This is a genomic window from Acidocella aquatica, from assembly GCF_030160635.1.
GTDB lineage: Bacteria > Pseudomonadota > Alphaproteobacteria > Acetobacterales > Acetobacteraceae > Acidocella > Acidocella aquatica.
In genome coordinates this window covers 1-11,987 of record NZ_BSOS01000047.1, presented here as the reverse complement: position 1 = coordinate 11,987, position 11,987 = coordinate 1, and the positions used below count along the sequence as shown (strand labels likewise).

The 11,987-nt window shown below is 65.0% G+C and carries 11 protein-coding genes; 9 read left to right on the top strand and 2 right to left on the bottom strand.

Annotation, left to right across the window (positions count from 1 at the left end):
• The first annotated feature begins 43 nt into the window (after positions 1-43).
• The 4 genes from QQJ84_RS08535 to QQJ84_RS08520 are packed head-to-tail and all read left to right on the top strand — an operon-like array spanning position 44 to position 2,992.
• Positions 44-694, top strand: coding sequence for a sigma-70 family RNA polymerase sigma factor (locus QQJ84_RS08535; RefSeq protein ID WP_284257721.1), 651 nt, complete (start codon positions 44-46; stop codon positions 692-694).
• On the top strand, positions 691-1,338 hold the full coding sequence (locus QQJ84_RS08530) for a ChrR family anti-sigma-E factor (RefSeq protein WP_284257720.1): 648 nt from the start codon (positions 691-693) through the stop codon (positions 1,336-1,338). The genes QQJ84_RS08535 and QQJ84_RS08530 overlap by 4 nt, the downstream gene beginning before the upstream one ends.
• 5 nt (positions 1,339-1,343) lie before the next feature.
• A complete protein-coding gene (locus QQJ84_RS08525) occupies positions 1,344-2,198 on the top strand; it encodes an alpha/beta hydrolase (protein WP_284257734.1) in 855 nt (284 codons plus the stop codon).
• Positions 2,195-2,992, top strand: coding sequence for a DUF1295 domain-containing protein (locus tag QQJ84_RS08520; protein WP_284257719.1), 798 nt, complete (start codon positions 2,195-2,197; stop codon positions 2,990-2,992). Before QQJ84_RS08525 ends, QQJ84_RS08520 begins: the two co-directional genes overlap by 4 nt.
• A gap of 88 nt (positions 2,993-3,080) precedes the next feature.
• Here QQJ84_RS08520 and QQJ84_RS08515 read toward each other — a convergent pair whose 3' ends face one another.
• The gene (locus QQJ84_RS08515) at positions 3,081-3,542 is read right to left on the bottom strand and encodes a nitroreductase/quinone reductase family protein (protein ID WP_284257718.1); all 462 of its coding nucleotides are present in this window, start codon (positions 3,540-3,542) and stop codon (positions 3,081-3,083) included.
• A gap of 88 nt (positions 3,543-3,630) precedes the next feature.
• Entirely contained in the window at positions 3,631-5,946 is a 2,316-nt protein-coding gene (locus QQJ84_RS08510) for an aminotransferase class III-fold pyridoxal phosphate-dependent enzyme (RefSeq protein WP_284257717.1), read from the bottom strand.
• Between the two features lie 173 nt (positions 5,947-6,119).
• On the opposite strand from QQJ84_RS08510, the gene QQJ84_RS08505 reads away from it, so the two are divergent.
• From QQJ84_RS08505 to QQJ84_RS08485, 5 genes are all read left to right on the top strand, one after another.
• Positions 6,120-7,271, top strand: a complete 1,152-nt coding sequence (locus tag QQJ84_RS08505) for an acyl-CoA dehydrogenase family protein (RefSeq protein ID WP_284257716.1) — start codon at positions 6,120-6,122, stop codon at positions 7,269-7,271.
• Positions 7,272-7,305: 34 nt separating this feature from the next.
• Positions 7,306-8,466, top strand: coding sequence for an acyl-CoA dehydrogenase family protein (locus tag QQJ84_RS08500; RefSeq protein ID WP_284257715.1), 1,161 nt, complete (start codon positions 7,306-7,308; stop codon positions 8,464-8,466).
• Between the two features lie 23 nt (positions 8,467-8,489).
• Positions 8,490-9,242 (top strand): SDR family NAD(P)-dependent oxidoreductase, encoded by a 753-nt coding sequence (locus QQJ84_RS08495; protein ID WP_284257714.1) that lies wholly within the window; start codon positions 8,490-8,492, stop codon positions 9,240-9,242.
• Between the two features lie 114 nt (positions 9,243-9,356).
• Complete coding sequence (locus QQJ84_RS08490; RefSeq protein WP_284257712.1) at positions 9,357-11,048, top strand: bifunctional protein-serine/threonine kinase/phosphatase; 1,692 nt, start codon at positions 9,357-9,359, stop codon at positions 11,046-11,048.
• Entirely contained in the window at positions 11,048-11,905 is an 858-nt protein-coding gene (locus QQJ84_RS08485; RefSeq protein WP_284257711.1) for a metallophosphoesterase, read from the top strand. The genes QQJ84_RS08490 and QQJ84_RS08485 overlap by 1 nt, the downstream gene beginning before the upstream one ends.
• The last annotated feature ends 82 nt before the right edge of the window (positions 11,906-11,987 follow it).

The window sequence follows — 11,987 nt, the reverse complement described above, 5'->3', positions numbered from 1 at the left end:
CTAAAAACTGATCCAGTTGCGCGGCGGCTACGTATTGGAGTGCATGAATGGTTTTGTTTATCAGCCCGAATATGCCTTGGCCGGCTATGCCCCGCCGCGGGCGCCACTGCGGCGGCGCGGCGTGACGCGCCCGCCCGGCGGCGCCGAATTTGCCAGGCTGGTGCAGGCGGTGGCCGCGGCGCGGGACCGTAGCGCCTTCGCCCGGCTCTATGAGCATTTTGCCCCGCGCGTGAAATCCTATCTGTTGCGCCTGGGCGCGGGGGCTGGCCAGGCCGAGGAGCTGGCGCAGGAGGCGCTGTTGAGCGTCTGGGCCAAGGCCGCCTATTTCGACCCTGAAAAAGCGAGTGTCGCCACCTGGGTGTTCACCATCGCCCGCAACCTCCACATTGACGCACGGCGCCGCGAGCGCACGCCCGGCGGCATGGCAGCCGGGCTTGAGGTCATGCTGGAAGAGGCGGCCCCGGCGCAGGACGCCGCCGATATGCTGCTGATGGCGCTGGAGCAGCAGGAGCGCCTGCGTAGCGCCGTGCTCACCCTTCCCGCCGACCAGGCCGAGGTCGTGCGGCTCTGCTTTTTTCAGGACAAGCCGCATGCCGAAATCGAGCGCGAGCTTGGTATTCCTCTTGGCACGGTGAAATCGCGGTTGCGTCTGGCCCTTGCCCGGCTGCGCCGCCTGCTGGATGCGCAAATATGAGAATCACCCATCATCCCGATGACTCAACCCTGCTGGCCCATGCCGCCGGGCGGCTTAACCGCGCGGCCCGTGTTGTGCTGGCAACGCATCTGGCGTCATGCCCGCAATGCCGTGAGACGGTGCGGCTTTGCGAAGCCATCGGCGGCGCGCTGCTGGAGGCATTGCCGCCTACCCCGATGGCGGCGGACAGCCTGGCGCACGCCCTGGCGCGGCTGGAGTTGCCGGCCGTTAAGCCGGTGAACGCGCCGCACCCCTGGATGCTGGCCGAAGGTCTGCCCTGCCCACCTTCTCTGCGTGATTTCACGCCCGGACGCTGGCGCGCCATGTTGCCCGGCATCAGCCGTATTCAGCTGCTCCCGCCCAACGCCGGCGAGGGCAGCCTCTATCTGCTGCGCATCGCGCCGGGCAAACGGATGCCCAAACACGGCCACACGGCGCGCGAACTCACCTGTGTGCTGGCCGGAGCCTATTGTGATGGTTTGGGCGAATTTGGCCCTGGCGATCTGTCCGAGGCTGACGCCGCACATGACCATCAGCCGGTATCGGCGCCAGGGGGTGATTGCATCTGCCTTATCGCCTCCGATGCGAAGCTGCGTTTTGAGGGCCGGGTTGCCCGGTTGTTGCAGCCGCTGGCGGGGGTGTGAGCAGTATGCTCACGCGCCGTTCGGCTCTATTCTCGGCCGCCGGGCTGCTGAATGCGCTCATCTGGCCGTTTGGCTACGTGGTCAGCCATAACCATGCCTATGGCAGCGCCCCGCGCCAGGGGCTGGATATCTATACCCCAAGCCCCTCGCCGCATGGCGGCCCAAGGCCCGTGGTGTTTTTTATCTACGGCGGCAGTTGGGAGGATGGCGATAAATCCATCTATCGCTTCGTGGGTGCCGCTCTGGCGGCGCATGGTTTTGTCACGGTCATCGCCGATTACCGTATCTGGCCCCAGGTGGGTTTTCCGGTGTTTCTGCAGGATGGCGCCATGGCCCTGCGCTGGGTGGTGGATAATATTGCCCGCTTCGGCGGCGACCCGGCCAGTATCCAGCTCGTTGGCCATTCCGCCGGGGCCTACAACGCGGCGATGCTGGCGCTCGACCCGCCTTGGCTGGAGCAGGTGGGGCTGGACCCGCGGCAGACCGTGCGCGGCTTTGTTGGTCTGGCCGGCCCGTATGATTTCCTGCCGCTCGACACCCCTACCCTGAAGGCGATTTTTGGTCCGCCGGACCAGCTTGCGCAAACCCAGCCGATCAACTTCGTCACCGCCGCCGCGCCGCCGATGTGGCTCGCCGCCGGGGCGGACGATACCACGGTCAACCCTGGCAACACGCTGCGCCTAACCGCGCGCGCCCGCGCAGTGGGGGCGCGCGCGGCTGATAAAATCTACCCTGGCATTGACCATCGCCTGCTCATCGGCGCCTTTGCCGCGCCCTTGCGCCCGCTGGCGCCGGTTCTGCGTGACACGGTGGCGTTTTTGCGTATCCACGCGGGCAACACCGCAAGCGCCACCGCATGACCGGCCTTATCGTGGCGATGGCGCTGGGGTTAACGGCCGCCATGTGCGGTGCCTGGGTGTTGCAGCGCTATACGCGCAATGCCGGTTGGATCGATGTGGTATGGTCATTTGCCACCGGCGCCGCCGCGGTGGCGGGGGCGCTCGGCTCGGGCACGGCGCCGGGCGGGCGGCAGGTTGCGGTCGCGGCGCTGGCGGCGGCGTGGTCGCTGCGCCTGGGCGCGCATCTGTGGCACCGCGTCGCCCATGGGCCGGAGGACGCGCGTTACGTCAATTTCCGCCACGCGTGGGGCGCGGCTTATGAAGCCTATATGTTCGGGTTTGTGCTGATCCAGGCGCTGGCGGCTTTTTTCCTGGCGCTGGTGGTGCTCATCGCGGCGCGTAATCCGGCCCCAGGGCTTCAGCCGGGCGACATCGCGGCGGTGCTTCTGCTCGCCATCGCCATCGCAGGTGAGGCGATCGCCGATGCGCAGCTCCGCCGTTTCAAAGCCGCCCCCGCGCATCACGGCAAGATATGCGACCAGGGCCTCTGGCGCTGGTCCCGCCACCCGAACTATTTTTTCGAATGGCTGGTCTGGATCGCCTTTGCCTTATTCGCGCTCCCGCTGCCCGCCGGCGGCTACGCCTGGGGCTGGGCCGCGCTGGCCGGGCCGTTGCTCATGTATTGGCTGCTGGTTCACGTCTCGGGCATTCCGCCGCTGGAGGCGCAGATGCTTAAATCCCGCGGCGCGGCCTTTGTGGCTTATCAGGCGCGCACCAACGCGTTTTTCCCCGGGCCGCCCCGTTCAGGCGCATAAGGCGCGGCGCTCACATGAACGCCGGTGGTTTCATGTGGCTGGCCTGAAACATCCGGTGCGAGCCAGCCACATATGGATATGAACCGGCTCAGACCGGCTCGAGCGCCACGACGGGAATTTCGCGCGGCGCGCGCGCCTGATATTTGGCGTAGACGTGGTGCTTGGCGGTGATCAATGCCCAGGCCGCCGCGCGTTCTTCGCCTTCGAGCACGCGCGCCCGCGCCTTGGTGCGCAGCGTGCTGACGCGGATTTCGCACTCCGGATTTTCCTGCAGGTTGAGAAACCAGATGGGATGATCGCTATTGCCGCCCTTGGAGCCCATGACGAGATAGCTGCCGTTATACGGGACGTAGAGCAGCGGCACATGCCTTGGCTCGCCGCTCTTGCGGCCGATGGTGGTGAGCAGCAGCGTTGTCACCGGGCCTTCCAGCCCCACGGGCCGTGCGTCCCATATATGCGCCTTTTCCGGGTCGGTCAGGTAGAGCTTGATATGGGCGCCGATGATCTGGTTGATATCCTTGGGAACATCGTCAAAGCTGGGTACGGACACGGGTATCTCCTCAATATGGTTTGGCGGTGAGTGTATCGCGCCGCCGCGGGGCGGCAACAGGGGGCGCTTGTAAGTTTCGGCGTCAAACCTAAAGCGCCTGATCCAGGGCCTCCAGCAACATCGCGGCGTGGCGCTGGCCGAAGGGCAGGGGCGGGCGGATTTTCAGGACATTGCCATCCGGGCCCTCGGTGCCGATCAGCACCCCCAGGTGGCGCATCTTATTGGCGATCTGCCTGGCCAGCTCTGGCGCTGGCGTGCGGTGCGCGCGCTCGCTCACGATTTCAACGCCAATCATCAGCCCGCTGCCGCGCACATCGCCAATGGCCGCATGCCGGGCCGCCAGTGTGTGGATACCCTGCCGCAGCAGCCTCCCGGTGGTGAGCGCGTTTTCCTGCAGATTTTCGTCCTGCAACACATCCAGCGTGGCCAGCGCGGCGGCGGCGGCGGCCGGATTGCCGCCAAAGGTGGAGAAAAAATCGATCTTATCAGTAAATGCCCGCAACAGCTCGGCCCGCGTGACCACCGCCCCGGCCGGATACCCGTTGGCCATCGGCTTGCCCAATGTCACCAGGTCGGGGACCACGCCATGGCGCGCAAAACCCCAGAACGCATCCCCCATCCGCCCGAAGCCGGATTGGACCTCATCGCCGATCACCAGCCCCCCGGCCGCGCGCACCTTGGCCGCCACCGCCGCGAAATAGCCGTCCGGCACATTCAGGATGCCGTTCGAGACGAAAGCGGAGTCGATCATCAGGGCCGCAACGCCATGCCCGCTGGCCTGTAGTGCCGCGATCGCCCGGTCGGCATCCGCGGCGTAATGCGCCGCGGCGCCGGCGCCGGTGAAGCGCCCGCGATAGGTATCGGGCGGCTCCAGCGTTTGCACGAAGGGGGCCTGCGGCTGCGCGAAGGGGCCATAATAGGGCGAGAGAGCGGCCACCGCATCGCTCACGCCATGATACGCGCTGGCCATCACCAGCGCGCCGCCGCGCCCGGTAACGATTTTCGCGATCCGCCACGCCGCGTCATTGGCTTCCGAGCCGCTGTTCACGAACAGGCAATTCTCCAGCCCCTCGGGCATGGTGGCGGTCAGCCGCTCGGCATATTCCACCACGGCTGCATGCAGATAGCGGGTGTTGGTGCAGAGCGTCGCCATCTGCCGGCCGATGGCCTCCGCCACGCGCCGGTTCCCATGCCCCACCGAGGGCACGTTGTTATAAGCGTCGAGATAGCGCCGCCCATCCGGCGCGTAGAGAAACACGCCCTCGCCGCGCACCAGATGCACAGGCTCCCGGTAGGAGAGTTCCAGCCCCCGGCCCAGCACGCGCTGCCGCCGCGCGGGCAACGCGTGCGCGTCATCATCTAACCTGCTGGCCGCCACGGCGCGGAACTTCGCCACCACGGCATCGCGCCCGGCGCTCAGGAACGCCTCGATGGCCGGTGCGCTCAGCGCGCTCAGGCTGCCGAGTTTCTCCGCCCCTTCCGGGTCGTTATGCCGCCGCCAGGCGTGGATGGTGGCGCTCTGCGCATGCCGGGCGATGATGGCCTCGAACAGGGCGGGAAATTCGGCATCCTCCAGCGGTGTCACCGCGTTATATCCGGCGATCACCTCGGCGGCGTAATCAATGGGTGACATGTTGGTGCCGGTGGTCTCGGCGGCCGTCACCGCGATGTCGAACACCAGCGGGGCGTGGATCATGTCACCAAAATCGAGCAGCCCGTTCACCGCGCTGGCCGCTTCGTTTATCAGCATGTTGCCGGGGTGCAGGTCGTTATGCACCATCTGGTGGCGCAGCCGCGCCATTTCGGGCATGAAGGCGATGAAGCGGTCGAGCACGCCCTCGACCAACGCCCTCACCGCCGCCGGTTCTATCAGCGCGGCGGAGGGCCGCAGCTCCACGATCCGGCGCAGATCCCACACGATCCGCTGCCCCGCCGCCGGGTGAAAATAGTTCGCCAGTGCACGGTCAAGCCGCGCCAGCGTGGCGCCGGTGTTGCGCAGCAGCGCCGCGCCGGGCTCCACGCCCGCCATGATCCGCCCAGGCTGAAACCGCAGCGCCCGCACGATATGGGCCACCCCGGCGTCATCGTTCACCCGCGTATAGGCTTCGCCGTTCAGCGTTCTGTGGACGCGCGGCACCGGCAGGGCAGGGTCCATCATGGCGATATGCTCAAGCGCCCCGGTCTGGAATTCAACCGCCGCGGCATCCTCATCCGGCCCCAGAATTTTCAGGATGATCCCGTCCCCCGCCTCGGGCCGGATGCGGAAATTCTGGTCCCGCTCGCCGTAGAGCAACTGCGCGGTGCCCGCCACGCCGAAAACATCCCAGGCCATCATTTCCGCCGAATCCTGCGTGAAGGCGGGCGGGCTGGTTTCAAGCGCGACAAGACGGGTCTCTGTGGTCATGGGGTTAGCCTTGGTATGTTGGAGGCCTTCTCACTACTCCTATGCGTTACAATCGCAAATATCACTATTCGTATGCCAGTTGCCTTTTGACCGGACGTGTTGGATAAATTAGTACGGTAGTTAAATAGCAGGTAGCGAACCAATCGCGCGCCAAGATAGTTAGGGAGAACGTCATGCCGTATCATTACACCCGGGAGCTGTTCAGCGAGGAACATGAGATATTCCGTGCCTCGTACCGTCATTTCCTGGAAACCGAAGCCGACGCCCATGTGGATGAATGGCTGAAGGCGGGCCGGGTCCCACAGTCCTTTTTCACCAAGGCGGGTGAAATGGGCTTCCTCGCGGTTGGCGTGCCGGAGGAATATGGCGGGCCGGGCGGCGATTTCCTCTGCCGGGTCATCATCGCCGAGGAGCTGGGCTACAGTGTCGCCGGCGCCAGCATTGCCCCGCTGGTCATCGGCGATGGCGTCAGCGAAATCCTCTTCCACAACGGTTCCGAGGAACAACGCCACAAATGGATGCCTCCCATGGCCAAGGGCGAGGTTCGTATGGGCTTCGCCATTACCGAGCCGGACAGCGGCAGCGATGTTGCCAGCATCCGCACCTCGGCGGTGCGTGATGGCGATGAATACATCATCAATGGCGCCAAAACCTACATCGGCAATGCGGCCTTCGCGGATGCCTTCATCGTCGCCTGCAAGACCCAGCCGGAGCTGGGCATGAAGGGCATTTCGATGATTATCGTCGAGGCCGACCGCCCCGGTTTCGTGCGCGGCCGCAAGCTGGAGAAAATGGGCTCCCACCTCTCCGGCACCGGCGAAATCGCCTTCCAGGATGTTCGCGTCCCGGTCTCCAATCTGGTCGGCACCGAAGGTGCGGGCATGAAAGTGGTGATGACCGGCCTCAACATGGACCGCATCACCTGGCCCTCCATCGCCCACGCCGCCTCACAGCGCGCCTTCGACGAAACAGTCACCTTCACCCGCAACCGCCGCTCCTTCGGTCAGGCCATTATCGACTTCCAGAACACCCGCTTCAAACTGGCGGAAATGAAGACGGAACTGGCCGTTGGCCGCGCCTTCCTTGATGATCTGATCCGCGATTACCTGAAAACCGGCAAGCTCGATACCATCCGCTGCGCCATGGCCAAGATATGGCTGCCCGAAATGGAGGGCCGGATCATTGACCAATGCGTGCAGTTCCATGGCGGGGCGGGCTACATGGACGAATACCCGGTCAGCCGCCTCTACACCGCCGCGCGCCTGCACCGCATTTTCGCGGGCACCGCCGAGATCATGCGCCTGATGGTTGGCCGTTCGATCTGACCACCCCGAAACCCGCCGCGAAGAAGGAGATGTCATGGATGGGCTAGACGCATTGCCGGGTCTTGGCTTTGACCGGCCGATCTTTTCGGAGGAACACAACGCCTTCCGCACGAGCACGCGGCGCTTCTTCCGCAAGGAGGTGGAGCCGAATGTGCGCCAGTGGGAGAAGGACGGTTTTTTCCCGGCGGAACTGTTCAGAAAAGCCGGGCAGGCGGGGTTGCTGTGCGCCGGCATCCCCGCGCAATATGGCGGTGGCGGCGGTGATTTTCTGCATGTGACGATTTTCAACGAGGAACACGGCTATTCCCCGGCCGGGGCGGCGCTGGAGTCCGGCATGGCGACGGATACTTCGGCCTATGTCGTGTTGTTCGCGGGCACCGAGGAACAAAAGCAGGAATGGCTGCCCGGATTCGCCAAAGGCGAGATCATCGCCGAGCTGGGCCTGACCGAGGGCCAGTCCGGCAGCGACCCTGCCAGCATTCAAACCACCGCGCGGCGCGATGGTGATGACTTCATCCTCAACGGCTCGAAAATGTGGATGACCAACGGGCCGATCCTGACCAATCTGATCGTGGTCGCCCGCACCGAGGCCGGAACCCGCCTCTTCTTCGTGCCGCTGCAAAACACTAAGGGCGTCACGGTCTCCAAGCATACTGAGCTGATGCTCAAAAGCTCTGGCGGCGTCTCGGAGATTTTTTTTGACGAGGTGCGAATCCCCGCCCGCAACCAGCTTGGCGGCGACGATAAGCGCAGCCTTGCCAACGCCCTGGCGACCGTCACCGTCGGGCGGCTGGTGACAGCGGCGCGCATGCTGGCGGCCTGCGAGCTCGCGTATCACATGACCGTCGATTTCGTGAAAAACCGCAAGGCGTTCGGGCAGCGGATTTTTGATTTTCAGAATACCCAGTTCAAACTGGCATCCATCAAGACCGAGATCGCGGTGGGCCGCGGTTATCTTGACCAGCTGCTGTTGCGCAATCTGCACGGCAGGCTGGACCCGGTGGAGAGCGCCATGGCCAAGCTCTGGATTTCGGAAATGGAGGGCCGCGTGATGGATGAATGCCTGCAACTCTTCGGCGGCGCGGGTTACAGCAACGAATATCCGATTTCCAAAATGTACGCCTTCGCTCGCGTGCACCGGATTTTTCTGGGAACATCGGAAATTCAACGAGTCACCATCGCGCGGACCATTTAGAGCGGCGAGCAGGAGGATGAAGCATGGCGCGCCTATCGGGGAAGGTTGCATTTCTGGCAGGTTCGACCAGCGGCATCGGCAAGGCCACGGCGGAAATATTCGCGGCCGAGGGGGCGCGGGTTGTGGTCTCCGGCCGCCGCGCCGCCGAGGGGGAGGCGGTGGCGCAGACGATTTTGGATGCCGGCGGCCAGGCGATATTCATGCGGATGGATGTCTCCGAGCCGGAGCAGGTTGAACGCGCGGTGGCGCGAACGGTGGAACATTTCGGCAGGCTTGATATTTTGTTCAGCAACGCCGGCGGCTCATCGGGCGCCGATGGGCCGCTCACCACGGGCGCGCTGGATGAATTCTGGAACAAAATGCGCGTTGATCTCTTTGGGACATTTCTGTGCAGCCGGTTCGCGATTCCGCAAATCATCAAATCAGGCGGGGGGAGCGTTATCAACATGGCCTCGATGGTTGGTTTTGGCAGCACCAGAGGGCGGGATGCCTATAGCGCCGCCAAGGGGGCCGTGCTGACTCTGACACGCAGCACGGCCCGCGAATTCGCGGCCCAGCGCGTGCGCGTGAACGCCATTGCCCCCGCTGCGGTGAAAACCGAGCGCATATTAAAAATGCTGGAGACAGTGCCGGACGCGAAATCCATCACCAGCGCCCAGACATTGGGGCTGATCGAGCTGAACGAGATCGCCTATGCCGCGGTCTATCTTGGCTCCGAGGAAGCACGGTCCATCACGGGCCAGATTCTCGCCATTCATGCGGGCCTGTTTGAATGATAGGGCGGCGCGCACCCGGGTGATGCCGTAAACCGCTTGCCCCGGCGGGTTTTTCATGGTCCGCTCGGGGCATGTTCATCCCCGGCAGACGTCCTTTCCGTGCCGCCTTCCGTCATGACTGAGGCCGTGGTTTCCGGCGGTGGCTGGCGCATCGCCGCCGGTTTTGCCGCCACCCGCGCGCCCGGCGGGTCCTGTCATTTTTACGCCGTTTACGAGGGCGCGGCCTTCGGGCAGGAGGAGCGAGGCATCCTCGCCGCCCTGGCCAGCGCGCATCCGCCGCCGCAACAGCCTGGCAACGCTGCCTCGGCCCAGCTAACCGTGCATAGCCTGGCCGAGGGCTATTTCGGCGCGCCGCGCACACTCTCCGCCCCGCGCGCCGCCAGCCGCGCGCTCATCGCCATCAACGGCTGGCTGTGCAGCCAGCGCCGCACGGATAGCATTCGTCCCCCCGCGCCGGTTTCGCTCAGCGCCGTGCTTTTCCACCAGCGCCACATCGGTCTGGCGCAAATCGGCGCCTGCCGGCTTTTCCGCTACCGGGGGCAAAGCCTCACCCCTCTCATGCGCGACTATGCCCCGCCAGATGGTGCCGTGTTCGCGCGCCGCGCCATCGGGCTCGAGGACGAATTCATCGCCGAGTTCGCCGAGGAGGAGGCCCAGCCGGCCGACCGCTACATCCTGGTTGCGGGCGCCGGGGACGAAACCGACAGCCTCCTCCAGGCCAGGCTAAGCCCCCCTCTCGCCACCGCCTCCCCAGACCCGGCGGCCCTCGCGCAATCCCTGCTCGCCGCCATCATCACCAGTTCTGACGATGATAAAGCCCTCATGGTGCTTGACATCATCCTCACCCCGCCCGCCGGCCAGCCGCAGCCGCTAACCCACCTGCCGCTGCGCCCCGAGCCGCGCGAGGGCGATGTATGGGACAGCTTCGTCCTCGGCAAAACCCTCTACCGCGGCCGCTACACCATGCTCAAAGCCGCCTATGACACAGTGGGCCAGCGCGAGGTCGCGCTCAAAATCCCGCTGCCCGCCATGCTGCAGGATGAAATCTTCGCCGCCGGCTTCATGCGCGAGGCCTGGATCGGCACCACCGTGCGCGGCAACACGCTGGCCCAATACCTTGATATTCCACCCGAGCGCCGCTCCAGCCTTTATCTCGTCATGCCGCTCTACAAGGGCGAAACGCTGGAGGCCCGGCTGCACCGCGCCCCGCCTGTCTCACTGCCCGAAGGTCTCGGTATCGCGATGAAACTTTGCGAGGCGGTGCAGGATCTGGCGGCCATCCAGATCGTCCATCGCGATATCAAGCCCGATAACATCATGCTGCTGGCGCAAACCAACGAAATCCGCCTGCTCGACCTCGGCCTCGCCTATCTGCCGGGAATCGACACCGCCGACGCCCCCAAACCCGGCGGCACCATCCGCTACATGGCGCCCGAACTCCTGCACGGCACCGCCGCCAATGCGCGCACCGAGGTTTATGCCCTGGGCGTCACCATCTACCGCATGTTCACCGGCGGTGCCTTTCCGTTTGGCCAGCGGGAGGCCACGCCGCTCGCCCGCCTGCGCCCGGACCTGCCGCCCTTTCTCGGCGCTTGCCTCGCCCGCGCCCTGGCGCCCAAACCGGCCGAGCGCTACGCCGATGCCGGAGAGCTTGCGCGCACCCTGCAAACCGGCCTCATCACCGCGCCCGAGCCGCCGCCAAAACCGCGCCGCACCTTGCCTTTCACGCCGCTGCACATATGGCAGGGCCTCGCCCTGCTATTCGCCATCGGATTTTTTTTCCTGCTGCTGCGTGGCCTGAAATAATGATCCGCATCCTCTACATGAGCGATCTGCATCTGGAGATGGAGCGCTGGCGCCTCGCCGTGCCCGGCTGGGCCGGGTTTCGCGCCCGTCACCGTGCCGTCACCGCCCATCCCGCGCGCGGCCCTATGCTGAGCGGCTTTGGCCCGGTTGATCTCATTGTCCTGGCGGGAGACATCCACAACGGCCTGCGCGGCATTGTCTACGCCGATCAGGTGGCAAAATTTCTGGGCGCGTCCGTGGTCTATGTCGCGGGCAACCACGAGTTCTACAACCACGATATCGCCCAACTCGGCCCCGCCCTGCACCGCGCCGCCGCGCACACGCAAGGCCGTGTGCGCTTTTTGGAAAACACCACCGCCAGCTTTGAAGTCTCCGGCCAGCGCCTGCATGTGCTGGGCTGCACGCTATGGACCGACTACGCCCTGCATGGCGATGCGGCTTGCGGCATGGCGGCGGCGGCGCGGCGGCTGAACGACCATGTCATGATCCAGAGTCCGGCTGGTCCGTTCTCCCCCGCCGCCGCGCTCATCCGCCACCGGCAATCGCGCGACTGGCTGCGCGCTGAAATGACGCGGCTGCGCGCAAGCGAGCCGGGGGCGAAAAACCTCATCGTCACGCACCACGCGCCCATCGGCACGGTATTGGGCAAACGCACAGGCGCCATCGCCCCCGCCTATGCCTCAAACCTGCTGGGCGAATTCACCAGCCTTACCCCCACGGCCTGGATTCATGGCCACACCCATTTCCGCCATGACACCATTCAGGAGAACATCCGCCTCGCCTCCGCCCCGCGCGGCTATATCACCCACGACGGTGCGGCGGCCCTGGACTACCGGCCGGGAATGCTGGAAATTTAGCATCCGGGTTCCGATTTTCCGGTTCTGGTGTTTGACAGGCTTGTCATTCCCCTACATAATTGTGTTTAACTCACAGGAATAA

Excerpts from the sequence above, each read along its gene's own strand:
- QQJ84_RS08485 (WP_284257711.1), top strand. The coding sequence starts at position 11,048 with ATGATCCGCATCCTCTACATGAGCGATCTGCATCTGGAGATGGAGCGC.
- QQJ84_RS08500 (WP_284257715.1), top strand. The coding sequence starts at position 7,306 with ATGGATGGGCTAGACGCATTGCCGGGTCTTGGCTTTGACCGGCCGATC.
- QQJ84_RS08525 (WP_284257734.1), top strand. The coding sequence starts at position 1,344 with ATGCTCACGCGCCGTTCGGCTCTATTCTCGGCCGCCGGGCTGCTGAAT.
- QQJ84_RS08490 (WP_284257712.1), top strand. The coding sequence starts at position 9,357 with ATGACTGAGGCCGTGGTTTCCGGCGGTGGCTGGCGCATCGCCGCCGGT.
- QQJ84_RS08535 (WP_284257721.1), top strand. The coding sequence starts at position 44 with ATGAATGGTTTTGTTTATCAGCCCGAATATGCCTTGGCCGGCTATGCC.
- QQJ84_RS08530 (WP_284257720.1), top strand. The coding sequence starts at position 691 with ATGAGAATCACCCATCATCCCGATGACTCAACCCTGCTGGCCCATGCC.
- QQJ84_RS08510 (WP_284257717.1), bottom strand. The coding sequence starts at position 5,946 with ATGACCACAGAGACCCGTCTTGTCGCGCTTGAAACCAGCCCGCCCGCC.
- QQJ84_RS08520 (WP_284257719.1), top strand. The coding sequence starts at position 2,195 with ATGACCGGCCTTATCGTGGCGATGGCGCTGGGGTTAACGGCCGCCATG.
- QQJ84_RS08495 (WP_284257714.1), top strand. The coding sequence starts at position 8,490 with ATGGCGCGCCTATCGGGGAAGGTTGCATTTCTGGCAGGTTCGACCAGC.
- QQJ84_RS08505 (WP_284257716.1), top strand. The coding sequence starts at position 6,120 with ATGCCGTATCATTACACCCGGGAGCTGTTCAGCGAGGAACATGAGATA.